The organism is Winogradskyella sp. SM1960 (assembly GCF_020179375.1).
In the GTDB taxonomy this organism is placed as follows: Bacteria; Bacteroidota; Bacteroidia; order Flavobacteriales; family Flavobacteriaceae; genus Winogradskyella; species Winogradskyella marina.
In genome coordinates, this window is sequence record NZ_JAICBG010000006.1 from 65,455 (window position 1) to 91,517 (window position 26,063).

Here is a 26,063-nt window from a genome sequence, read left to right on the forward strand (position 1 = left end):
GGCATTTGTTAACCAAGAACTTTACCAAGTTTACGAGATAATAGCATTTTAAGACCAACGTAATCTTTTACATCTTCCATTATGGTTCGTGTATCAGCGTTTGCGTCTAAGGTTTCAGTTTTGTATTCAGCAACTTTTTTATCAATAAGATGGCAACGTAAACTAAGAATCGTCTGACTCACTAATTGAGATACAGAATCCTTCTTTTCTTTTGGTATAATCTGGTTGCGCTCCCAATCATGGAGATTATAACGCTCATCCTCCATTAAAATACTTGTCACTGTACTTGCAGATTCTTGATCTAATTGATTGACGAAGTTTTTAGTTGAAAAACCCTCGTCTTGATTCAGTTTATCTACAATAGAATAATAAAGTGTTTTAAATTGCGGATTAGAAAATTGCATTTCATCTTCTTGAAGGTCTAAATAGACTTTTTCAAACACGCGCGTTTCATGCATTGTTGGTTCTAAAAGCAACTCCCCAGAATTTTCGTCTTCTTGTAAAATTAAGTCTTCAAACTGTTCTGTTCTATCACCATAGAGCATCAAAATTTCTATGATTTTTCGTTCTAATTCATATTGAACATCTACTTTTTGTTTTGACTGTGGTTCATTTTTAACAACTTGAAACGCTTGCTTTTCCTCTGGTTGATAGGATTTGTTTGCGCCCTGAGTATCTTTCTTGTTAATTTGTGCCAAAGTGCTAAACAAAACGTTTTCACTTATATCCATAATGCGAGCACATTCTTGAATATAAATTTCGCGCTTAATTTGATCTGGAATTTTTGAAATACTATTTACAATCTCGCGAATGGTCTCTGCCTTTTTAATCGGATCATTATCAGCTTCCTTTACTAATAGAGAAGCTTTAAACTGAATAAAATCTTTTGCATTTGTATCGAGGTAATCTGTAAGTTCTTCTAATGTATTCGATTTTGAAAAACTATCAGGATCTTCACCATCTGGAAACGTACAGATTTTAACATTAACACCTTGTTCTAATATTAAATCGATACCACGAATGGAGGCTCTAATTCCGGCTGCATCACCATCAAAAAGCACGGTGATATTATTTGTAAGTCTATTAATTAAGCGAATTTGTTCTGGTGATAACGCCGTACCAGAAGAAGACACTACGTTGGTTATACCAGTTTGATGAAACTGAATAACATCTGTATAGCCTTCAACTAAATAACAATTATCTTCCTTTGCAATACTCTGTTTTGCATGATACAAACCATACAAAATTTTACTTTTATGATAGATTTCGCTCTCAGGTGAATTTAAATATTTTGCGGCTTTTTTATCGTTAACCAAAATCCGCCCTCCAAAACCTAAAATCCGTCCGCTCATACTGTGAATAGGAAACATCACACGCCCTTTAAATCTATCGAAACGTTTTTCACCTTTTACAATGGTTAAACCTGTCTGCTCTAAATATTGGAGCTGATACGCTTTACCCAACGCATCATCTGTGAAGGCTTGCCATTCGTCTAAGGAATAACCAAGTTCAAATTTCTTAATGGTTTCTTCAGTAAAACCACGCTCTTTAAAATAGCTTAAACCTATGGCTTTTCCTTGATCTGTTTTATGTAAAATTTTCTGAAAATAGGTGTTGGCATACTCACTCACTAAATACAAACTTTCTCTCGTATCTGCTTGCGCCTTTTCCTCGTCGGTTCTTTCCGTTTCCTCTATTTCAATATTATACTTTTTAGCTAAATATTTTATAGCTTCAGGATAGGTAAAATGTTCGTGCTCCATTAAAAAAGTTACCGCATTTCCACCTTTTCCACTTGAAAAATCTTTCCAAATTTGCTTTACTGGAGACACCATAAAACTAGGAGAGCGCTCATCACTAAAAGGGCTTAAACCTTTAAAGTTACTTCCCGATTTTTTGAGTTGAACAAAATCACCAATCACCTCTTCTACGCGAGCGGTTTCAAATACTTGTGCTATGGAGTTTTGTGAGATCAATTTTTTCTATTATTCCTGATATAACAAGAACTTTTTTTATTGGTTAAATATTGATGTTTATAGATTTCTGACAAATCAGAAATGACAAGTTGGTAAATTTAATACAAAGAAATTGTTTTAAAAATTTATAAGAAGATTTAACGTGTCATTCGCGTTTAAATAAACGTTCTTCAAACTTTAATCTTAGCTAAACAGCACTAGTTATGAACTAAATTTTTCATTCAATTCTTCTACTATAGTCTCAATTTTCTTATTCTTAGCACTTTTATCTAAAACAACAGGAGGCACTTGCCTGAGCTTACAGTCCATGATATCACAACGCTCACAAGTTACGTTTACATTCTGAATATCGATTTTAGGATCGTCTAGGAAATTAAGTTTACGCTGTAACTGTTTATTAATTAACAAGCCAATACTTATACTGCGATACTGCTTATCTTTAAATGGATCTTTTGTTGCAGAGGATAGCACTAAATACTTCATGCCATCATTTTCATAATTAGAAATCTGCAAATCAAACTCGTGTTTCTTCTTGCTCTTACTAATATCTTTCAAAACTTTTAAAGAGACCCAACGCCTACAGTAATGTTCTTCGGTTTCATTGCCATGAGGAGAATGCTGATGCGACAAATGTAATTCTTTCTTAAGGTAAAACTTATCACTTTTAGCCTTATGTGTAAATCTTAAAAAGAATAAATTTTGAATATTAAATGCCTTAGGTAAAATATTAGTTAAACGCTGGTAAAACGATTCTGGTGACGCATTAAATGCTTCAATGGCTTGTGTAAACAATGCGGCATCAAAACGATCTTCTGCAAAAATATCTTTTAAATAGTTACTGATTTTTTCACGCGGAATTATTAAAGCACCTGCAAAATATGAGGCATAAAAATTGTTTAACACCTGATCGAAACTATCAAATTTTATCCATGGAAACGTATATAAACGGTCCTCAATCTCTAGATAATTGTACGCTAACTCTTTTGCAAAGATAAAGGTTCGTTGCGCCTCATCTATTTCGTTTGTTAATAATAAGGTTTTGGTTTTAGGAACAAAAATAGACCTTAACTTTCCCAGAGCTTCATATCTACTAAGTTCGTTAGATTGAATATTATACCCATATTCTTCAACTAATATTTCAGCTAAATCACTTGAGGTTACTTTTTTATTCAAATCTACATGATATGCTTTGGCAAACTTCAAAACACTTTGCTCTAAATCTTCAAAATAATTATTATTAGCCTCTTGGTAAGAACGCACGGAAGCCAAATAAAAGCTCTCTTTACTAAAACTATAATGTTTAGCAATTTTAATAATTGTACTAATAAACGCATTAACCTTTGCTGGCGCATTAGCGACAATATCTATTAAGTTACTTTCTTTAATTCCAAATAACTCTAAAGGTATTTCCTTTAAGATTTTTGACTGTAATAAATCGCCAATTGGAGCTAGGTTTTTATCTAATTTAAGAGATACCATCTGATCATAAGGTACGTCTAATTTTTCTGAAAGTGTCGCAATTTTATCTGGTTTAGGATATTTTTTTCCATTTTCTATTTCATTTAAATACGACTTAGATAATCCTGAAAGTTTAGATAAACCAAAGAGGGACAAATTCTTATCAGTCCTTATCTGCTTTAGCTTTAACCCAAAAACCAACTTTATATAATCTTCTTCCATATTAGCAAATATAAGCAAATTTGCGAACATGAATAATTTGCGAAAAAACATTTTTAGCGAACGTTCGCTTGTTTTTTTAAAAACTTTGTTATACTATTGTCTTATAAATTTAAATACTATGGCACACACACTTCTAAAACCAGAGCAGATTACTTTCGCAAATAACGTTAGTAATTACTATCCAGAAATTCTTACCGATGAAGCACTTAATTTTTTAATTGCCCTTCATGAAAAATTCAATTCTAAGCGATTAGAATTATTAAACAGACGACTAAAACAACAAGCTATTTTTGACGCTGGTAAGTTTCCTACGTTTCCTATTGAAACAAAAGCTATCCGAGAGAAAGATTGGACAGCAGATTCTATTCCTCACGACTTACAAGATAGACGTGTAGAAATCACAGGGCCTGTCGATAGAAAAATGGTGATTAATGCTTTAAATTCTGGTGCCAAAACGTTTATGGCAGACCTAGAAGATAGTAATGCACCAACATGGAAAAATACCATTGAAGGCCAGCAAAATTTAATTGATGCCAATAAAAAGACCATTGATTTAGTAGATTCTAAGCGTGGAAAATCTTATCAATTAAATGACGAAACTGCTGTTTTATTGGTGAGACCTCGAGGACTACATTTAAATGAACGACACATCTTAATTAACAACGAAGAAGCTTCTGGAAGTTTAGTGGATTTTGGACTTTATGTATTTCACAATACCAAAACCATGCTAGAACATAACACCGCGCCTTATTTTTACCTTCCAAAACTCGAGCATTATTTAGAGGCACGATGGTGGAACGCCGTATTTGAATTTGCTCAAGACTACCTTAACGTACCAAAAGGCACTTTTAAAGCAACAGTTTTAATAGAAACCATAACTGCAAGTTTTCAATTAGATGAAATTATCTATGAACTAAAAGATCATATTGTAGGTTTAAACTGTGGACGTTGGGATTATATCTTTTCATACATTAAAAAGTTTAGAAACCACAAGGATTTCGTAGTTCCTAATCGCGATCAAGTGACCATGACCACACCCTTTATGGATGCCTATTCTAAGTTGGTAATTCAGCGGTGTCACAAAAGAGGAATTTTAGCTATTGGTGGAATGGCAGCTCAAATTCCAATTAAAAATGACGAAGATGCCAATGCAGCTGCTTTAGAAAAAGTAAGAAAAGACAAAGAGCGCGAAGTTAAAAACGGACATGATGGTACTTGGGTCGCACATCCAGCTTTAGTTGACGTGGCACTGCAAGAGTTTAACAAACACATGCCAACGCCAAATCAATTACATGTTACACGAGACGATGTCCATATTACAACCGAAGATTTAGTAGAGCTTCCAAAAGGCACTGTAACTGAAGCTGGTATTAGAAAAAATATCAATGTAGGCATTTTATATACTGAAGCTTGGTTAAGAGGTTATGGCGCTGTTGCACTATATAATTTAATGGAAGATGCAGCTACAGCAGAAATCTCTAGAACTCAGGTTTGGCAGTGGCTAAAAAACGAAGTCATCTTAGACGATGGCAGACAATTTAACTTAGAAATGTATAGCGACATCTTTAATGATGAAGTTGCAAAAATCGTGAAAGAAGTTGGCAAAGACAATATTAAAAACACCAAGTTCGAACTCGCCATCAGCCTTTTTGACAAACTGGTACTATCAGAAGAATTTGAAGAGTTTTTAACGCTTCCTGCTTACCAACATATTTAAAAAAACAATCCTGCGATTGCGGCAACAATCAACAGGATCTAATTATTAATAATAAATAACGTATTACAAAATTATGAAAAATTTATCACAAACAAATTACAGTTCAGCTCTAGACACCGTTAGAAATTTAAAGGCAAAATATGGTGCGACTTGGAATTCTATAAATTCTGAAAACGCTGCAAGGATGGTAGCTCAAAATCGTTTTACATCTGGCTTGGATATTGCAAAATACACAGCAGCAATTATGAGAAAAGATATGGCAGATTATGATGCCGATCCCTCACAATACACACAATCATTAGGTTGCTGGCATGGGTTTGTTGCACAACAAAAAATGATTGCTGTAAAAAAACATCACAAAACAACCGACAAAAAATATCTATACTTATCAGGTTGGATGGTAGCGGCTTTACGTTCTGAATTTGGACCATTACCAGACCAGTCTATGCACGAAAAAACTGTTGTACCTGCATTAATAAAAGAAATTTATGAATTCTTGCGCCAAGCAGATGCTGTCGCTTTAAATGATTTATTTAGAAGATTAGAGAATGGTGAAAATGTGCAAGATGAAATTGACAATTTTGAAACACACGTTGTTCCAATTATAGCAGATATTGATGCTGGTTTTGGTAATGAAGAAGCGACTTATTTACTCGCTAAAAAAATGATTGAAGCTGGTGCTTGTGCGATTCAAATTGAAAATCAAGTTTCCGACGCAAAACAATGTGGACATCAAGATGGAAAAGTTACCGTTCCTCACGAAGATTTTGTAGCGAAACTAAACGCTGTTCGTTATGCGTTTTTAGAACTAGGAATTGAAGATGGCATTATTGTAGCCAGAACAGACTCTGAAGGTGCTGGATTAACGCAAAAACTTCCTGTAAGTAAAGAAGCTGGTGATTTAGCGTCGCAATACTTAGCATTTATTGAAGCTGAAGAAATTGCAATTACCGAGGCCAAGGAAGATGATGTACTTTTAAAAAGAGACGGTAAATTAGTGCGTCCTGTACGACTAGCGAATGGATTGTACAAATTTAAAGAAGGGACGAACATCGATCGTGTGGTTTTAGATTGCATTACAAGTCTTCAAAATGGAGCGGATTTACTTTGGATAGAAACTCCAACACCAAATGTGAGACAGATTGCACATATGGTCAACAGAGTTAAAGCAGTGATTCCTAATGCAAAATTGGTTTATAACAATTCACCTTCTTTTAATTGGACGCTTAGCTTTAGAAAACAAGTTTATGAAGAAATGCTATTAGAAGGAGAAAACATGACGGCTTACGATCAAAACAATTTGATGGATGCGCAATATGATGGTTCAGAATTATGCCATCGTGCTGATCAAAAAATAAAATCCTTTCAAATGGATGGTGCAAAAGAAGCTGGCATTTTTCATCACTTAATCACTTTACCAACCTATCATACAACAGCACTTCATATGAATGATCTTACAGAAGGTTATTTTGGAGAAGACGGTATGTTAGCTTATGTAAGAGGTGTACAGCGTCAAGAAATCCGAAAAGGTGTATCTTGCGTAAAGCACCAAAGAATGGCAGGTTCAGATCTTGGTGATGACCACAAAACATTCTTTGCTGGAGATAAAGCTTTAAAAGCAGGAGGTGAGAAAAACACCTCTAATCAATTTGAAACAACGACTACAAATGCCAAAGTAAAACAAACAATGAAAATTCCGGCATAACCGTTTTAATCATCTTAGAAAACGAAAAAAAAGCCTTAATCATTTTTTTTGATTAAGGCTTTTTCAGTTTTAAAATTTGACTTTGTCATTTAAAAGAATGACCTTCGGTTTTGTACAGGATACTGGTTTGCGTATCATCATAGAAATTTAATATTAAATGAATTGGATTTTATTAATCATAGCAGGATTATTTGAAGTTGCTTTTGCAGCCTGCCTAGGAAAAGCTAAGGCATCTACAGGCATCGAAACCACATATTGGTATATTGGTTTCTTGGTTTGTTTAAGCATTAGCATGTTATTGCTTGTAAAAGCCACACAAGAATTGCCCATAGGAACCGCTTATGCTGTGTGGACAGGAATCGGAGCTGTAGGTACTGTACTTGTTGGCGTCTTTGTATTTAAAGAGCCTGCCACGTTTTGGCGCTTGTTTTTTATTTCGACATTAATAATTTCTATCGTTGGACTTAAATTCGTATCTAATTAAAGCTAAACAAAAAGCCTTAATCCATTACAGATTAAGGCTCCTTAACACTCAAAAATTGATTGATTGATTGATTGATTGATTGATTGATTGATGAATTAGTCCATATCAAAACGTATACCTAATGAAATATTATTCTGTTGTACCACTTGGTCTTTAAATAAAGGATTAAGATCATACTTTACATATACAGCCATATCACCAAAAGCCACATAACCACTTAATCCGTATACAAACTCGTTGACTTCAAAACCACCGCGTTGTTTATTTTTCACTCTGTTTCCATCTTCCTTGTACTTTAATTTTTGCATGGTTCCAATATTAATACCAGCATAACCACCTAAGCCTACTTTTAATTGTTTGTGTGTAGAGTATCTAAAATAATTCTCTTTTTCTATCTTTTTAGAAGGCCCAAATTCTATGTGCATTGGGAATACTAGATTTGTGGTTCTAAAAACTGCCTTATTTAAATCTAAAGGGAATTCTTGAAATGAAATTTCACCATCAGCATTCACTAGATAATTATTATCATCCATTTCAAATTTATTCCATTGCACAGAGAAACCGTATTTTAACCTCCAAAAGTTAGTATCTTCAAAAAGTCTCGTTTTCCATGCATATCCTAATTCAAAAAAACCAGATTTTTCTAATTGGTATGGCGTATCACTTAAATCTTGCCCTTCAATTATAGCATTATTAAACCCTAATGCTAAAACAATACTCGTGGTTGTGCGTTTATCGTACTTTCTTGGCTTTTCATTTGATTTTTCACCAAAGTGTATAAAAGTTTCATTAGCTTCTTCTGCACCACCAATTCTAAACACAAATTGATCACCCTCACCGTCTTCGGTCATATAATCGTCATCGTTACGCTCTAGCAAGGCTATTTTATTATCTATAATAGCTAAACGGTTTTCAATATTTAATGCCCTGTTTTTTGCAGCTTCCTTCTTTAGATCTTCAGCTTCTGACGCTGTTATTTTCCCAGCATCCAAACGGTTATTAATCGCTTCTATTTCAGATTTTAAAAATTCGCGTTCTTCATTCTCAATAGTTGTTTTGAGCTGTTTTAGTGTATTAATTTTTAACTGGGTTGCTGACGTGTTTGTACTATCAACTTTTACGTCTTGCCCTTGTAATGTTGTAAATGTTAGCGTTAACATTAAACTGACTACTAATCTGGTAATTGTGTTCATAATTGTTCGTTTTTTGATTAATTGATTTATTGATGATTTATTTTAATTCTTGTTTCAAGTTTCTTTGATGAGATTCCTGCTTTCGCAGGAACTTAATTATTACGATCCGCAACTGCTGATTTTACAGTTTCGTAACTCTCTTTTAGGGCTTCAAAAACTCGGCTTCTAAAAGATTGCCCCATTTCGTCTTCTACACTCATTAATAGTGCTTTTGCGTCTACTGTTCTAGTGGCTTTTTTTTGTAAGTTTTCTCTAAACAGCTCTTTACTTGCTATTTTTAATAACGAATCTATCTCTCTGTCAGTTACTGACGTGTCCTCAGACTTTATAGTTGCCATCGCTTCTGCTACTGCCAATTTTAATTTTGCTTCTTCTAAGAGTTGCTGTGCTTCATTATGCAGTTGCTCTTCCTTGTTTATTTTATTTGATTTCTCTGTTGGTTGACTTTCATTTACAAGTTGCGTTTGAGGCTCTGGCTTTTGATTAATTACTTCTTTATAATCTATAATCTTTGAATTATTTATAGTTGGCACAACCGCTTCTGTTTCTTCTGTGCTTTTTTCTTCGTTAGCTAACTCAATAGATTCTTTTGGGTTTGGCGCTAGCTGTTCGTTCTGTAACTGTTTATTAATCACTTCTTCTTCAACCATTTTAGGCAATACCTTTTCCGACTCATTACTGCTAAAAAATTGTATAGAAACCGCTATCATAAGTAATAATCCGGCAGCAATACTTAACCACCAAAAGATAGGTTGTTTAGACGTATTGTCTTCTGCATCTAAGCGTTCCGATAGTTTAGACCAACTTTCAGAAGATGGTGTTATCTTTCGGTTTTCTAGCTTGTCTTTTATATTTTCTTCAAACTTAATTGGAGCCATAACTGTTGCTATTTAATTCTTTTAATTTCTTTTGAAGCATCTGTCTTGCTTTAAATAATTGTGATTTAGAAGTGCCTTCAGAAATCTTTAATAATTCGGCAATCTCATTGTGCTTATACCCTTCTATCGCGTACATTACAAACACCATTCGGTAACCTTCTGGCAAACCATCTATGAGTTGCTGTATTTCTGCGACTTCGATGTTAGAGTTAATGTTATTAGATGAATCCTGATCTAAATAGTCGTCTTCTACTGCAAACTCTATGTTCTTTTGTTGTCTTAAATACGAAATAGATTCACGAACCATTATACGCCTAATCCATCCTTCAAAACTACCTTTATTTTTAAACGACTTCAGATTTTTAAAAACTTTAAAGAAACCATTCAACATTACCTCTTCTGCTTGGCACACATCTTTTATATAATACCTGCACACACTCAACATTTTTGGCGCATGCAATTGATACAATACATGCTGTGCTTCGCGATTTTGTTTCGCTGCGCTCTGTATGAGTTTTTTTTCGTTCCGATAGCTATCGGAATTATGAAGTTGAATAACTTTCATGGTTTAGTTTAAGTTCTGAATACGTTCAGATGCCTTTCTATTTATAAAGACGCAATTTTGTAGCCAAGGGTTGCCTGGGAAGTGAAAAATAATTAAAATAATTTTTATAGAACTGAACTACAGATACTTATATCTTACTTTTTTCTATCAATCACGTAATCTACCATAAGCTTAAGAGACGCTTTATATGGTGATTCTGGGTAATTTGCTAAAATAGTTAAGGCCTCTTCTTGAAATGCTTTCATTTTAGAAACGGCATAATCTAGCCCTCCATTAGCTTTTACAAAATTAATAACCTCTTTAACTCGGGTTTTATCTTTATTATGATTTTTAACCGAATTAATTAACCAGGCTTTTTCTTTTTTGGTGCAGTTGTTTAAAACATAAATTAAAGGCAATGTCATTTTTTGCTCCTTAATATCAATACCTGTTGGCTTACCAATGGCTTCTTTGCCATAATCGAACAAATCGTCTTTAATCTGAAATGCCATACCAATCAGCTCACCAAATTTTCGCATAGTTTCTACGTCTGTCGAATTGGGTTTTACAGATGCAGCTCCTAAACTACAGCACGCTGCAATAAGCGTTGCTGTTTTTTGGCGTATTATTTCGTAGTAAATGTCTTCTGTAATATCTAATTGTCTGGCTTTTTCGATTTGAAGCAACTCACCTTCACTCATTTCGCGAACCGCAACTGAGATAATTTTTAGTAAATCGAAATCATTATTATCAATGGAAAGTAGTAAGCCCTTGGATAATAAAAAATCGCCAATAAGAACCGCAATTTTATTCTTCCAAAGTGCATTTATTGAAAAGAAACCGCGTCGCCTGTTACTATCATCTACAACATCATCATGAACTAAGGTTGCTGTATGAATAAGTTCAATAACGGAAGCTCCTCTATAGGTACGTTCGCTTATATCGCCATTATTCATCATTTTAGCTACCAAAAACACAAACATTGGTCGCATTTGTTTCCCTTTTCGGTTTACGATATAATGTGTAACCCTGTTAAGTAACGCGACCTTACTTGCCATAGCGAGTTGAAACTTCTGTTCGAAAAGTTCCATTTCGTAGGCGATAGGTTGTTTTATTTGTTCGGTTATTTTCATTTAAATCAATAATGCACTCATATTTTACAATATTACAAATAATCGTGATTGTAAATTACCTAAAATGTAAATATACAGTGTTACCTTATTTTCTTAAAAAAAAAAATGTACATTTAAAACTAATCTTAAAACTAAAAACATATGAAAAAAATTACATTAATGATGTTCACTTTTTTGGCATTTAACTTAAGTAACGCTCAAGACACATGCGAAACAGCTATAGATGCTACTGCTGGAGTAACTTCTGTTGGCACTATAGAAGGAACTGCAAATGGAGGCTGCTATACTTTCCCAGGAGGATTCGGTGCGTGGTATTCTTATACAGCTACTATTGATGGTGTTGTGACAATAACTTCAGATTTAGCGCAAAATGATGGAGTTACTAACAGTGAGGATACACGTTTAAGTATTTTTAGTGGTACTTGTAGTGACTTAACCTGTATAGGAGGTAATGATGACGTAGGCAGTTTTAATTTCTTAAGCACAGCTAGCTTTTCAGTAGAAAACGGCACTACCTATTTTATACATTGGGATGATACCTGGTCTGCTGTAGGTTTTGACTTTGAAATAATAGAGGAAGAAGTTATCTGCCCAGATTCATCTTTACCTTTTTTAGATGATTTCTCTGTTCCATCTACATTGTTAGTCTGCTGGGAAACAATTGATGATGACGGAGATGGCAATGGATGGTTCGTAGCTGATTACGACTCAGATGATGATGGTGCTCCTGATGGCAACCCTATGTTAGTCTCTGCTTCATACGCCAGTGGCGCATTATTCCCTGATAATTGGTTAATTTCACAATCTTTTGACTTTTCAGCATACAGTGCAACTGATAATTTAGAATTATCATGGGATGCACGAGGTGTCGATGCAAGTTGGGCTGATGAAAACTACACTGTATATGTTGCAACTGGTAACGAGATTTCAGATTTTACAGCTAGTACAACAACTTTTAATGAAATTGTAGGTGAAAATGGTGGTGATGGAGTATTTGTTAGCAGAACACTAGACCTTAGCGCATTTGCAGGGGAATCTAATGTATATTTTGCTTTCAGACATCACGATGTATCTGATCAATTTGCATTGAATATTGATAATATTGCTATTTCCTCTACACTTAGCGTTAATGATTTTGAATCCAATACATTTACACATTATTACAACAGCGAATTAAAGACACTTAATTTAGAGTCGTCTGCAATGGCTTTAACAAGCATTGAAATATATTCTATTCTTGGACAAAACGTTATGACAAAATCTTTGTCTAACACCACAGAATCTTTAAACATTTCATCTTTAACTGACGGTGCGTATTTAGCTAAAGTAAATATAGAAGGAAATTATAAAACAATTAAGTTTGTTAAAAATTAACTTTTAATGTTCATAATTACAACTGAAAAAAGCGGCAATTTGCCGCTTTTTTTATGTCCTATTTTATAGAACTAAATAGTCCACATTATAAGTATCAATAAGATAATGAGCAACAGTACTATTGCAAAATTACAAAGCATATGCTTGAATATTATCAATAAACTATTAATACAAATTCTATCTAAATTTCAGTTTAAAACACATGATTTCAAACATTTTTATCATTACATATTAAAAAACCAAAAAGAAACATATAGATATTTCGGTTCTAAATGATGGTATATATTTATCAAAAATGAATATTGAAGAAACTTTAAGACCCTCAAAACTCACAAAGCACTATAGCTTTGTTTATAAAACGACTGTTTCCTATAAATAGAGTCTATGCATCTTTTAAAAGCACAGAGGACTTAATAAATTAAGTCCTCTGTTATAGTATTAATAAGAAAAAGAAATATTACTCTTTAATAAATTTCTTAGTTTGTGAAGCACCATCAGTTGAGTTAATAGTCATAATGTAAACTCCTGACGTTAGATTAGAAATATCAAATTTATTTGTATTACTAAAATCAGAATTTTTCTGTAACACTACTTGTCCCAAGTTATTAAAAACTTCAACACTTTTAATAGAATTATCTGAAGCTAATGTAATTGACTCTTTTGCTGGATTTGGATAAATAGCAGTTGCTACTTCACTAAAATCTTCTACACTTAGTGATACATCAATTGAAATATCATCAAGACTCAATAAATTCCTATCTGAATCCGTGTTGACCCAAGCAAGAAAAATAGTTTCACCATTATAAGCACTTAAGTCTATGGTTGTAGCAGTTATATTCGCTAAGACATCATTCACTGCCGCATCCACAGTGATTAAATCAGTTGACAAATCTGCTTTAGAAGCCGTACCAGTAGAAATTTTTAACGTATAACCATCTGCATAAGGCACTTCATCATGAGATCTAATCTTAAATGACAGTGTGGCGTTTGAACCTTCTGGTATCTCTATACTTGGAGTTACCAACCATCGATCTGCAGATGCAGGTACAGTAAACCATGATGTTGTTGAAACAGCAAAATTACCATCTTCATCCACCCAATCAACAATATTCCACGCATCTGTAATAATTGAAGCATAAGTAGGTTGCGGTGTATTTGTGTCATTATATAAGGTCCATCCTTCCGAAGTTAAATTTTCAATTTCTTCAAAATCTTCACTGAAAAGATTTTGACCTAGTGACACTAGTGGTACTAAAAATAATAAAAGTAGTATTTTTTTCATGTTGTTTTATTTTAAAGATTAATCACCTAATTTACAAATTACTATCATGGATATAAAAATAACAAGGCATTTTAACATTCTTATTTATACTTCATAAAGTATTATACTTTCAATCTAATATGGGTTTTTTAATAAATTCTAAATTAAGGCCGTTTTTCTTTTTAAAATAAACTCCCCCTTAATTATCACTAATTCCTTCAATTCTATTTCTTTTAGCAGAAATTTCTCATAAACCCATTCTAAAGTTACTTGCCCAGATTCATCTTTACCTTTTTCAGAAGATTTCTCTGTTCCATCTACATTGCTAATTTGCTGGGAAACACTTGATGAAGACAGAGACGGAAGTGACTGGCTTACATCTGACTACGACTCTTACGGAGATGAAATTCCAGATGGAAACCCTATGGCAACATCTGCCTCTTATGATAACAATACAGGACTTGCATTAACTCCAGATAATTGGTTAATATCACAGTCTCTAGATTTTTCACCATACAGTGCTACTGATAATTTAGAATTATCATGGGATGCACGAGGTGCTGACGCAGATTGGGCTAATGAAAACTACACTGTATATGTTGCAATTGGTAACGAGGTTTCGGATTTCACAGCTAGTACAACGACTTTTAATGAAATTGTAGGTGAAAATGGTGGTGATGGAGTATTTGTTAGCAGAACACTAGACCTTAGCGCATTTGCAGGGGAATCTAATGTATATTTTGCTTTCAGACATCACGATGTATCTGATCAATTTGCATTGAATATTGATAATATTGCTATTTCCTCTACACTTAGCGTTAATGATTTTGAATCAAATACATTTACACATTATTACAACAGCGAATTAAAGACACTTAATTTTGAGTCGCCTGCAATGGCTTTAACAAGCATTGAAATATATTCTATTCTTGGACAAAACGTTATGACAAAATCTTTGTCTAACACCACAGAATCTTTAAACATTTCATCTTTAACTGACGGTGTGTATTTAGCTAAAGTAAATATAGAAGGAAATTATAAAACAATTAAGTTTGTTAAAAATTAACTTTTAATGTTCATAATTACAACTGAAAAAAGCGGCAATTTGCCGCTTTTTTTTATGTCCTATTTTATAGAACTAAATAGTCCACATTATAAGTATCAATAAGATAATGAGCAACAGTACTATTGCAAAATTACAAAGCATATGCTTGAATATTATCAATAAACTATTAATACAAATTCTATCTAAATTTCAGTTTAAAACACATGATTTCAAACATTTTTATCATTACATATTAAAAAACCAAAAAGAAACATATAGATAATTCGGTTCTAAATGATGGTATATATTTATCAAAAATGAATATTGAAGAAACTTTAAGACCCTCAAAACTCACAAAGCACTATAGCTTTGTTTATAAAACGACTGTTTCCTATAAATAGAGTCTATGCATCTTTTAAAAGCACAGAGGACTTAATAAATTAAGTCCTCTGTTATAGTATTAATAAGAAAAAGAAATATTACTCTTTAATAAATTTCTTAGTTTGTGAAGCACCATCAGTTGAGTTAATAGTCATAATATAAACCCCTGAAGTTAGATTAGAAATATCAAATACATTCGTATTACTAAAATCAGAATTTTTCGTAAGAACCACTTGACCTAGGCTATTATAAATTTCAACATTTTTAATTGAAATATCTGAAGCTAGAGTAATTGACTCTTTCGCTGGATTTGGATAAAGCCCAACTGAATTCAATTCAAACTCTTCTGTATTCAATAAAGTATTACTTGCTGTTGCCCTAGCCTCATAATTATCAAAAATCATAGTGGTAGAAGCTGTGTTTGCACCTCCAGCTGTAGAACTTCCTGAGGTAACAACAAAATCTACTTCTGCCGGTGTGTCAACAGCAACATTCGTTGGAAGACCTAAAGGACCACCCGTTATTGCATCGCTATCAATTAAAACCTCACCAGTAATTGTATTATAACTAACACCAACTTTAGACCAAGTATTAGATGCTAATGCCAAACCTGGAGCTGCTGCCAAACCGTATGTAAAATTACCTGGAGATAGCTCACCTGTAGGGAGACTATATGCTATAACTGATAAAGTATTAGTATCAGCGTCGACAATAAAACCAGCTAATACTTTAGTATAGTCAGCGTTATAAATATAAACACCAAAAGTATTTTTTGAAGTTCCTCCAACAGCTCCAGGATTAACTGAAACTTCCACTTCAACTATATCGTTACCTAATGTTCTTGATGCCCAAGCACCTGCAAATCCATCATTCCATATAAATGCTGATCCAGAATCACCATTTGGTCCTGTAATAGTAAAACCGTTAGTGGAAGCAACACCCCCTGTCGTTACAGCTAAATTAGCTTCGGTCATATTGGTCGTCGAGCCATCACCATTGCCTATTTGGCTTTGCCAAGTACCTTGTCCTGAAATACTCCCTAAAGACAAACCATCAAAAGTTTCAGATTCAATAGTTTGCCCAAATGAAATAAATGGAACGATAAATAATAAATAAAGTAATTTTGTTCTCATAATATATGTGTTTTTTTTAAATTAAATTGAAAGGTAAAACAAATTTACAATAAGCAGAAAAAATACCACGACTTTAACTTTTATTAGCCAACTGTCCACAAGCGGCATCAATATCCTTACCTCTACTTCGTCTTACAGTAACCGTAATATTATTAGCTTCTAAAACAGAAACATACATATCAATAGCTTTTGAATGGGCTTGCTGAAACTCACCATCGTCAATTGGGTTATATTCTATAAGATTGACTTTACTTGGTGCGAATTTGCAAAACTCTACTAAAGCTTCGGCATCTTTTCGTTTATCGTTAATTGCATCCCAAACCACATACTCGTACGTAATTCTATTTTTTGTAGCTGCGTACCAATATTGTAATGCCTCTCTTAAATCGGATAACGGAAATGTAGCGTTAAATGGCATTATTGAGGTACGAATTTCATCTATGGCCGAGTGTAATGATACGGCTAACTTAAATTTCACCTTATCATCTGCCATCTTTTTTATCATTTTTGGCACTCCAGAGGTTGACACCACAATTCGTTTTGGTGACATCCCTAAGCCTTCTGGCGAGGTGATTTTATCTATGGCCTTAAGAACATTATTGTAGTTCATTAAGGGTTCTCCCATTCCCATAAACACAATATTACTTAATGGTCTGTTATGATATAATCGGCTTTCATTATCTATAGCAACAACTTGGTCGTATATTTCATCTGGATTCAAATTACGCATACGCTTTAATCGCGATGTTGCACAAAACCTACAATCTAAACTACAACCTACTTGAGACGACACACAAGCGGTGGTTCTGGTGGCTGTGGGAATTAAAACCGACTCTACCACTAAATCATCATGTAAACGAACCGCATTTTTAATAGTACCATCAGAGCTACGTTGCATCTGATCTACTTTTATATGATTAATAACAAAGTTATCTTCTAGCATTTGTCTGGTTTCTAAAGATACATTGGTCATATCTTCAAAACTATGTGCAGACTTTTGCCACAACCACTCATAAACCTGGTTACCTCTAAAAGCTTTATCTCCTTGTTTTACAAAGAAATCTCTGAGTTGCTCTTTAGTTAATGCGCGTATGTCTTTCTTTTTGGCTTCCATATTTTGCAAAAGTAATGAAATGAATTTAGGTTTTCCCTTAAAATAAAAAAGCCTCAATAAAGAGGCTTTTAGAATAGATGTTATTCGTAATTAGATGATTAACATAGCGTCACCATAAGAATAGAACTTATACTTTTCTTTTACAGCTTCTTCATATGCTTTTTTCATAAAATCATGACCTGCAAATGCCGATGTCATCATTAACAATGTCGATTTTGGTGTATGAAAGTTTGTAATCATACAATTAGCGATGCTAAAATCATACGGTGGAAATATAAATTTATTGGTCCATCCTTCAAATGCATTTAATCTTCCGTTTGATGATACAGAACTTTCAATTGTACGCATTGATGTTGTACCTACAGCACATACGCGCTTTCTATTTTCAATAGCGTTATTTACCGTATCTGCAGAATTTTGTTTAATTATTATCTCTTCACTATCCATTTTGTGTTTCGACAAATCTTCAACTTCAACCGGATTGAATGTTCCTAAACCAACATGTAAAGTAACTTCAGCTGTTTTAACGCCTTTAATCTCTAAACGTTTTAATAAGTGTTTAGAAAAATGCAAACCTGCTGTTGGTGCTGCTACAGCGCCTTCATTTTTTGCATAAATAGTTTGGTAACGCTCTTCATCTTCTGGCTCTACCTCTCTATTAATATATTTTGGCAATGGTGTTTCACCAAGTTGGGTTAATTTTGTTCTAAAGTCTGTGTAAGAACCATCATAAAGGAAGCGTAATGTTCTACCTCTTGAGGTTGTGTTATCAATAACTTCGGCAACTAATGTCTCATCTTCACCAAAATACAATTTATTACCAATTCTTATTTTACGAGCAGGATCTACCAATACATCCCAAAGACGTTGATCTTGGTTTAATTCACGAAGTAAAAACACTTCGATACGTGCGCCTGTTTTTTCTTTATTACCAAATAAACGTGCTGGAAACACTTTGGTATCATTCATAATCATCACATCACCTTCATCAAAATAATCGATAATATCCTTGAATTGTTTGTGTTCAATAGTTTGTTCTGCCCTATTAAGCACCATTAATCGCGATTCGTCCCTGTGTTCTGCAGGACGTTCGGCAAGTAATTCTTCAGGAAGGTCAAAATGGAAATGTGATAATTTCATATGTGTCTTTTTATTTTTTTTAGCGAATTGCAAATATACAATCTCGAGATAGGCGTTGTCAAGTAAATGAGGGATTATTTTAAATTGAAGCCAATGGATTTAAAATCTTCCCAAAATTGAGGATAAGACTTACTCACCACATCAGCGTTTTCAATATCAATTGGCACTTTTAAACCTAAAGGTGCAAAAGCCATTGCCATTCTGTGATCATTGTAAGTTGCAATTTTAATATTACTATTGCGATTTTCCGATGGTTGTAAATGCAAAGAAAGGTCTGTAATCTCTACTTGAGCACCTAACTTTTCTAATTCAGTTTTAAGCGCTACTAAGCGATCTGTTTCCTTAATTTTTAAGGTATGTAATCCAATCATATAACACTCTAACCCTAAACCAAATGCCGTAACAGCAATGGTTTGCGCAATATCTGGTGCATTTTTTAAATCTAATTCAACTTTCAACTTTTTATCAGGATTTGATATTTTTTGAAGCCTTATAGATTCGTCTTTAAAAGTCGTAGTAATTCCAAATTCCTTGTAAATAGTAGCTAATACAGAGTCACCCTGTAAACTTTTGTCTTTATAGGCTGCAATCGTAATTTCAGTACCAACAGGACTTAATGCGATTAGACTATAAAAATATGATGCTGATGACCAATCGGACTCAACAGTTAAGGTATGTGGTTTGAGGTTTGTGGTTTGAGGTTTTACAGTTATTGTATTTTCAATAAAGCTCGTTTCAACTCCAATAGATTGCAACAAACTCAAGGTCATATTAATATATGGTACAGAGGTTATTTTCCCTTTTAAGGTTAGTTCTAATCCGTTTTCTAGTTTAGACGCAATTAGTAATAATGCCGAAATATACTGACTACTAACGTTTGCTTGTAAAGTGACTTTGTGCTTTGTTAATTCACTTCCTACTATTTTTATAGGTGGAAAACCGTCATTTTCTAAATAAGTGATATCTGCACCTAACATTTTTAGAGCATCGACCAAAATTTTAATTGGACGTTCTTTCATACGAGGCGATCCCGTAAGAATGGTTTCTCTACCCTTTTGAATAGCGAAATACGCTGTTAAAAACCGCATAGCAGTACCAGCATGATGAATATCTATTAATTCGTCTTCTGAAACCAATGCGTTTTGCATGAGTACAGAATCGTCTGAGTTAGATACATTGTTGATACTTATTTGAGGATACAAAGCCTGAAGCAACAGTAAGCGATTTGATTCACTTTTTGATCCTGTAATTTGAATCTTTTGGTGATTATGAAGTTTTGATTTTTGGATTCTAATGTCCATAAGAAAGCTCTAAATAAAAAATGAATGACAAAATTACTTTAATTTATCATTATTGTGATGTCTGTTGTGATCTCGTTTTGCCTTTTTATCCATTTTTTTATCAAAAGCGGCTTGTAAGTCTATTCCTGTTTGGTTTGCTAAACACAATACAACAAACATTACATCAGATAATTCTTCACCTAGATCTTTATCTTTATCACTTTCCTTTTCGCTTTGCTCTCCGTAGCGTCTTGCTATAATACGAGCCACTTCACCAACTTCTTCGGTTAACTGTGCCATGTTTGTAAGTTCATTAAAATACCTTACACCATGTTCATTTATCCAATCATCTACTTCCTTTTGTGCGTTTTTTATATTCATAGTTATACTTTGGTTAATACAATTTTTTCAGTTTGCTTTTCTACAATTTTACTATAAAAATCTTTAAACGCCTTATAGTCTGATGGTAAGATCATTGGTGTAACAATATCTAGTTCCACTTTTAACTGAATGAACGTACCGTTTTGTTGTAAAAGGTACGAAAACGTTACGTTAGCATCTTTAAACTCTAGGGCTTCAGATTTTGGTAATGACTCTACAGTATAGCCCTCTGGCAATATAATATTAACCATATATTTATCTGTAAAAGGGATTACAAAGTCAATTGGATACTCGCGCTCCTCTAATTTAAAAGGGTTTTCTTTTGTTGCTAAAAATAAAAGTGGTGAAAAATACAGTTTATCTCCGACCTCATCTATACCGTCCATTAATTCGTACTCGTAACTTATTTTAATAGGTTGTGTGATGTCCTCTGTATGTTCAATATTTAATTCACTAATTTCAATATCACCTTTGTCTTTTTCTAACGATTTAATATGGTCTTCATTTGTTAAAACGGCATATCTGTTTCTATGAGAATATGCAACATAATCAGTAAGATGTTGACCTACTTTTCCAGACACAGTTAAATCGTCGTTAATAGTAACACTTAGCATAGAGGCTTCTAATGATGTTTTAATGGGTTGTACAGAAATCCAACGTGACACTTTATTGTCTTCAAGCAATCTACCTTGCCAATTTAATACGCGATGTGGCAATACATTATTAGTACTATATTCTTCAGTTGCGTCTATTAATAGATAGTCTTCACCTTTTTGAACACTACATATTACATAGTTAAATCCTTCTCGCGTTGGAAAAAGTGGCACACCATTATTTCTTGTACTCACAAGTACTGGATTAGCATTGACACCTTGAGAACGCAACATTGAAACCACCATTAAGTTTATATCAGCAACATTACCTTCTCCATCTCTATATGCTGACCTTACCCCTTTTTGAGCAAATTTACCGTATCTATCATTCCACTTTACCTTAGATTTCACAAGTTTTTCAACGGCCGCTGCTTTTTCAAAATCGTCTTCAATTCCTTCTAATGCAGCTTCTAAATCGTCTTTATAAATATTAAATCTTGTTAATTGATTACCAAAATTTTCACTTTCATAAATGGTTTTTGAAACCGCTTCCCATGTTGTTGAGTAGGTCTTATTAACAATTTTCATATTGTTTAAAGTTGCCGTCAACTCCATAGCCATTTTACTTATGTAATTGTTAATACTACCAGAGTAGGCTTCAGGTCTAATGGCAGGAATATTTTCTTCATTAATGTCAATGATATTAATTTTGTAATCAAACGGTGTACTTACATTTCTAGATGTTTCATTTATTTTAGGCACAAATTTCGCTCGAAAATTGGTCTGCTTATTATAAACATAATACTCTGGTGTCGCAATTCGAACATCTAACTTATTAACTGGTACACTAAATTGAAAAATAATATCATCTATACTAATTCTAGGCGATGTAACCGTGTATTGATATTCTATAACAGTACCTTCTTTAACATTAGGTACGGTGAACGAACTAATTTTTACAAACTCACTATAGTCCTCTTCAAATTTACCATCATTTCTTAATTTATCCTTATCAACTTTACCATCTACAAGATTATAAGAGAATCCTTTTATACCTTTAACAACCTCTTTTTGACGCGAACCTTGGTATAAATAGATCTTTTTTGTTGCCCAATCAAAACCATCTTTATTATATATTTTTATACGCTCATGCACTTCACGCTTTTGCATAAACCCTTCACTTGAAGAGTAGTAGAAACTAATCTCCTCATTACGATATAAAATCGCTGCCGAAGATGCCGAATCTTTTGGATGGAATTTTTCTTCTAATTCTGCTTTTGAAATTTTACCAAAATCATAATCTTGAGCTGACAAAAAGTTAAAACTTAAGACTATAATCAGAGTAACGAATAGATGTTTTATCATGGGTTTAATTGTTTTGATTAATAATTTTAGATTAGAATTTATTACGCTTTTATTAACACAACTTTACTTTTATCGTGTCTTACAATTTGTCTTCTAAAGCTTCTAAATGCTTTATAATCTTCTTTAGAATAGTTTCCTTTTAACAAAATGTACGTACGCGTATATTTTAATTGATTGCCTTCTAAAGCTTCTAATTTAAAGCTATAGGTTCCAAATTTGGTTTTAATTTCTTTAGAATCTGTCATCGCTTCAACTTTTAAACCTTCTGGTAATTGAATTATAAATTCGTCAGTATCTTTAAAAGAACGCTCTACTTTAAACTCTAACTTTCTGTCAGTATATCTTGAAGGAATAGTCGTAACAGGATTAAACATATTGGGTTGAAAAATAAGTCTACCTCCACTTTTAGATGCATAATTTGTTGCCGATAATTTTACATTCTCGCTTAAAACAATTCGGTCTTTATCATTTACAATATCGATATTATCAATAGTTATGTTATTGATATTATCCCAATACGACTTATAATGTTTGTGCTGATCGCGTGCTGTTCTATTTTCAATACCATCGTGAAGACTGTACTGAAATCCTGTGGTTTCAATATTAACGTCTGCAGTAAAACCTCCTGCTGCATCCATAACAATATTGGCATTGGTTTTTTGTACGCTATCATCTGCCTCATAGATTTTAGTTCGTACGATTTCACCGCCTTCTGGCTTAACTAACAAAACAACTCTATCATCTGTAAAACCAGCTGAAAAACCAAATGGACTGGTTTGACTTGTACATTCTAAAAATATATTTTCATCGTTGTTAGGCACACATAGAATTGCGTGATTTCCCTGTGCAGACGAAAACTCATCGTCAATATCTAAAATATTTCTACCACCAAAAACTAAAGTATAATACGATGGTACATCTACAGCTTCTAACAAGGCTTTTGTATAGTTTGTTAATCCTTTACAATCGCCATAACCCAATTTATTTACATCATCTGCTAACATAGGTTTCCAACCTCCAATACCTATTTGAACACTGATATATCGCGTTTTATCTTGCATGTATTTATAAACCAGTTTAGCACGTTCAATTTTATCATCTACGCCTTCCGTTAATGCCTTTACATCGTCTATTGCCGTTTGTGGAAGAACATCTGTACCTGTTAAAAGTTCACCGTATACCCATTTACCAAAATCTTGCCAATTAGTATTTACACCTTCTACTCCATTCATATTAAACTTTGTCAACGCTGGTTTTACGTTAGGAGTAAATGTAACTAGCGAAGGGCTATACGATTCATAGTGAACTCCAGGCAAATTAGTTATAGTGAAATGATGTTCTGAAACTTCAACAACATTATTGTTTTCAATATTTTCTTTTTTTATTTTTAAAGGTATTCCTGAATTGTTTTCAATCTTATATTCCGCATGTTGAATAGCTAAAGAATAACCATTGATTGGTCTCCATTGTGGAAGAAAGGCTGTTGTATTATGTTTAACTTCAGAAATATATTCAATAGTATAAGGGTAACTAATAGGTGTATAATCGTAATACATTACACGACTATCTGAGTATAATGTGCCACCACTTACAGCACTATTATCAGTAAAATCTTTCTTTCTTACCTTCTTTATTTCTTCACCTAAGCCATCATATATTTTCGCCTCTATGCTTTTAACACTTGAATTATCGCTATAAAACTCTAATGAATTGGCATGCTTATCTCCGTATTTGTTATAAATAGTTACAATACGTTTAGTATGCACTACCATATCATCAATAGCATTAATTTCTACTTTTTGATTGTCGTATCTCACAATAGCATTAACTTTAGTCATGAGCTCTTGTGGCGCAAGTAGTGCAATGTAGGCGTCTTCAGATTGAGAAAAACTAAAGATTGAAATAAGAAAAGCAACTACGAAAAGTCGGTGTTTTTTGTCTAGAAATGAATGCATTAGAAGGCTTATTTAGATTTAGCCCTACAATATAAAGAGTAAAACCTACATGCCAAAGCATTTATATGTTATTTATCTTACACTTCTAATTTAGTCGATACAGTTCTTATGAATTTCAATACTTAACCTTACCTATTTCGTTTTTAAGCAATGTCAATCGAAACGTAGGAAATAATAGTTTTAGTGAAGCGTTATTCTTTGTTCTTAGAATCGATAATGATCGTCACAGGACCATCATTAACTAACTGCACTTTCATGTCTGCTCCAAACTCTCCTGTTTGTATCGGTTTCCCTAAATGCTCTTGAAGTGTTTTAATAAAATCATTATACATCGGAATAGCAACATCTGGTTTTGCTGCTTTAATATAACTCGGACGATTTCCTTTTTTTGTACTAGCGTGAAGTGTGAATTGACTCACCAAAATAACATCTCCATTAGCAGCTTTTAGAGAGGTATTCATTACATCGTTTTCATCAGGAAAAATACGAAGATTTGTTATTTTATTACAAAGCCACTTGATGTCTTCTTGAGAGTCGTCATGCTCAATACCTAACAAAATTACCAGTCCTTTTTCTATAGCTGCTACTTCAGAATTATTTATAACAACCGAAGCTTCAGAAACTCTTTGTATTACTATTTTCATATCATTTCCCTTGAAAATGGGAATCGTTTTTTAAACCTAAAAGGTTTTGAAAACCTTGCAGGTTAGCGGATTTACACTAAATACTAATTTTCTTCCCAATTATCTGTTCTGTAATGCTCATCTTCGCCTTCTAAAATTTGAAGATAACTTTTATACCTAGAATAAGACACCTCATTAGCTTCTAAGGCATCTTTAACGGCACATTTTGGTTCGTTTAAGTGAATACAATTATTGAATTTACAATCTTGCTTTAGTGCGAAAAATTCAGGAAAATAATCACCTACTTCTTCCCGTTCCATATCAACAACCCCAAAACCTTTAATGCCTGGTGTATCAATAATGACAGCATCGAAACTAAGATCGAACATTTCTGCAAATGTGGTAGTGTGCTGTCCTTGACTATGTTGTGTAGAAATTGCTTTTGTTTTTAAGTCTAAGGATGGCTCAATAGCATTAACTAAAGTCGATTTACCAACTCCTGAATGACCAGCGAACATACTCACCTTACCTTTCATTAACGCTTTTACTTTATCGATATTTTTCCCAGTGGTTGCTGAAATCCCAATACACTCGTAACCTATGTCTCTATAAATACTGGCTAGATATTTTACTTCGAGTAAGGTGTCCTCATCATAGCTATCTATTTTATTAAATAATAGAACTGTATTAATAGAATATGCCTCAGAAGTAACTAAAAACCGATCAATAAACGTGGTAAATGTTGGCGGATTATCTATGGTTACCAACAAGAACACCTGATCGATATTAGCTGCAATAATATGCGTTTGCTTAGAAAGGTTAACTGATTTACGAACAATATAGTTTTTGCGCTCTTCAATACGACTAATAACACCAGTTTCAGTATTATTTTTTGTTTCAAGATCGAATTCTACTTTATCGCCAACAGCAATTGGGTTGGTACTTTTAATACCATCTAACCTAAAACGGCCTTTAATTCTACATTCATAGAATTTACCGTTTAAGGTTTTTACAGTGTACCAACTGCCTGTAGATTTATATACTGTTCCTGTCATTACAACAAAGATGGTCATTATTGTTTAATGGAACAAAAAAGCTTGCAAAATAT

The 26,063-nt window shown here is 33.4% G+C and carries 21 protein-coding genes; 5 read left to right on the forward strand and 16 right to left on the reverse strand.

Features of this window, described 5'->3' with window-relative positions; translation table 11 throughout:
- Positions 1–8 precede the first annotated feature (8 nt).
- Both dnaG and K1X16_RS14095 read right to left on the reverse strand, forming a co-directional pair.
- The gene (gene dnaG, locus K1X16_RS14090) at positions 9–1,976 is read right to left on the reverse strand and encodes a DNA primase (RefSeq protein WP_195871435.1); all 1,968 of its coding nucleotides are present in this window, start codon (positions 1,974–1,976) and stop codon (positions 9–11) included.
- A gap of 201 nt (positions 1,977–2,177) precedes the next feature.
- Entirely contained in the window at positions 2,178–3,656 is a 1,479-nt protein-coding gene (locus K1X16_RS14095) for a helix-turn-helix domain-containing protein (RefSeq protein ID WP_225036867.1), read from the reverse strand.
- Positions 3,657–3,774: 118 nt separating this feature from the next.
- On the opposite strand from K1X16_RS14095, the gene aceB reads away from it, so the two are divergent.
- From aceB to K1X16_RS14110, 3 genes are all read left to right on the forward strand, one after another.
- Positions 3,775–5,373 carry a malate synthase A gene (gene aceB / locus K1X16_RS14100; protein WP_225036868.1) on the forward strand — a complete coding sequence of 533 codons (1,599 nt, stop codon included), beginning with the start codon at positions 3,775–3,777 and terminating at the stop codon, positions 5,371–5,373.
- A gap of 73 nt (positions 5,374–5,446) precedes the next feature.
- Entirely contained in the window at positions 5,447–7,078 is a 1,632-nt protein-coding gene (locus tag K1X16_RS14105) for an isocitrate lyase (protein ID WP_225036869.1), read from the forward strand.
- Between the two features lie 157 nt (positions 7,079–7,235).
- Entirely contained in the window at positions 7,236–7,562 is a 327-nt protein-coding gene (locus K1X16_RS14110; protein WP_195871439.1) for a DMT family transporter, read from the forward strand.
- Positions 7,563–7,657: 95 nt separating this feature from the next.
- On the opposite strand, the gene K1X16_RS14115 is transcribed toward K1X16_RS14110, so the two are convergent.
- The 4 genes from K1X16_RS14115 to K1X16_RS14130 form a co-directional block, all read right to left on the reverse strand.
- Entirely contained in the window at positions 7,658–8,755 is a 1,098-nt protein-coding gene (locus tag K1X16_RS14115; RefSeq protein WP_225036870.1) for a hypothetical protein, read from the reverse strand.
- Positions 8,756–8,847: 92 nt separating this feature from the next.
- The gene (locus tag K1X16_RS14120; protein ID WP_225036871.1) at positions 8,848–9,633 is read right to left on the reverse strand and encodes a hypothetical protein; all 786 of its coding nucleotides are present in this window, start codon (positions 9,631–9,633) and stop codon (positions 8,848–8,850) included.
- Complete coding sequence (locus K1X16_RS14125) at positions 9,620–10,198, reverse strand: RNA polymerase sigma factor (RefSeq protein WP_225036872.1); 579 nt, start codon at positions 10,196–10,198, stop codon at positions 9,620–9,622. The genes K1X16_RS14120 and K1X16_RS14125 overlap by 14 nt, the downstream gene beginning before the upstream one ends.
- Positions 10,199–10,332: 134 nt before the next feature.
- Complete coding sequence (locus tag K1X16_RS14130) at positions 10,333–11,310, reverse strand: polyprenyl synthetase family protein (protein WP_195871443.1); 978 nt, start codon at positions 11,308–11,310, stop codon at positions 10,333–10,335.
- Between the two features lie 141 nt (positions 11,311–11,451).
- On the opposite strand from K1X16_RS14130, the gene K1X16_RS14135 reads away from it, so the two are divergent.
- Positions 11,452–12,684 carry a T9SS type A sorting domain-containing protein gene (locus K1X16_RS14135; RefSeq protein ID WP_225036873.1) on the forward strand — a complete coding sequence of 411 codons (1,233 nt, stop codon included), beginning with the start codon at positions 11,452–11,454 and terminating at the stop codon, positions 12,682–12,684.
- Positions 12,685–13,141: 457 nt separating this feature from the next.
- On the opposite strand, the gene K1X16_RS14140 is transcribed toward K1X16_RS14135, so the two are convergent.
- On the reverse strand, positions 13,142–13,966 hold the full coding sequence (locus tag K1X16_RS14140; RefSeq protein WP_225036874.1) for a T9SS-dependent choice-of-anchor J family protein: 825 nt from the start codon (positions 13,964–13,966) through the stop codon (positions 13,142–13,144).
- A 301-nt stretch (positions 13,967–14,267) separates the two neighbouring features.
- Here K1X16_RS14140 and K1X16_RS14145 point away from each other — a divergent pair, with 301 nt between their 5' ends.
- Positions 14,268–15,011: a T9SS-dependent choice-of-anchor J family protein gene (locus tag K1X16_RS14145; protein WP_225036875.1), complete on the forward strand. Its 744-nt coding sequence runs from the start codon at positions 14,268–14,270 to the stop codon at positions 15,009–15,011.
- Positions 15,012–15,469: 458 nt separating this feature from the next.
- Here the strand turns inward: K1X16_RS14145 and K1X16_RS14150 are convergent, their stop codons facing one another.
- From K1X16_RS14150 to rsgA, 9 genes are all read right to left on the reverse strand, one after another.
- Positions 15,470–16,504: a T9SS type A sorting domain-containing protein gene (locus K1X16_RS14150; protein ID WP_225036876.1), complete on the reverse strand. Its 1,035-nt coding sequence runs from the start codon at positions 16,502–16,504 to the stop codon at positions 15,470–15,472.
- A 73-nt stretch (positions 16,505–16,577) separates the two neighbouring features.
- Positions 16,578–17,618 carry a 23S rRNA (adenine(2503)-C(2))-methyltransferase RlmN gene (rlmN, locus tag K1X16_RS14155; RefSeq protein ID WP_225036877.1) on the reverse strand — a complete coding sequence of 347 codons (1,041 nt, stop codon included), beginning with the start codon at positions 17,616–17,618 and terminating at the stop codon, positions 16,578–16,580.
- 90 nt (positions 17,619–17,708) lie between these two features.
- Positions 17,709–18,758 (reverse strand): tRNA preQ1(34) S-adenosylmethionine ribosyltransferase-isomerase QueA, encoded by a 1,050-nt coding sequence (queA, locus tag K1X16_RS14160; protein WP_195871447.1) that lies wholly within the window; start codon positions 18,756–18,758, stop codon positions 17,709–17,711.
- Positions 18,759–18,832: 74 nt separating this feature from the next.
- On the reverse strand, positions 18,833–20,059 hold the full coding sequence (locus tag K1X16_RS14165) for a 3-phosphoshikimate 1-carboxyvinyltransferase (protein ID WP_225036878.1): 1,227 nt from the start codon (positions 20,057–20,059) through the stop codon (positions 18,833–18,835).
- 33 nt (positions 20,060–20,092) lie between these two features.
- Entirely contained in the window at positions 20,093–20,419 is a 327-nt protein-coding gene (locus K1X16_RS14170; RefSeq protein WP_195871449.1) for a nucleotide pyrophosphohydrolase, read from the reverse strand.
- A gap of 2 nt (positions 20,420–20,421) precedes the next feature.
- Positions 20,422–22,377, reverse strand: coding sequence for a transglutaminase domain-containing protein (locus K1X16_RS14175; RefSeq protein ID WP_225036879.1), 1,956 nt, complete (start codon positions 22,375–22,377; stop codon positions 20,422–20,424).
- 41 nt (positions 22,378–22,418) lie between these two features.
- A complete protein-coding gene (locus K1X16_RS14180) occupies positions 22,419–24,332 on the reverse strand; it encodes a DUF3857 domain-containing protein (protein ID WP_225036880.1) in 1,914 nt (637 codons plus the stop codon).
- Positions 24,333–24,523: 191 nt separating this feature from the next.
- Entirely contained in the window at positions 24,524–24,976 is a 453-nt protein-coding gene (gene dtd / locus K1X16_RS14185; RefSeq protein ID WP_225036881.1) for a D-aminoacyl-tRNA deacylase, read from the reverse strand.
- Between the two features lie 83 nt (positions 24,977–25,059).
- Complete coding sequence (gene rsgA, locus K1X16_RS14190) at positions 25,060–26,010, reverse strand: ribosome small subunit-dependent GTPase A (RefSeq protein ID WP_225036946.1); 951 nt, start codon at positions 26,008–26,010, stop codon at positions 25,060–25,062.
- Positions 26,011–26,063 lie beyond the last annotated feature (53 nt).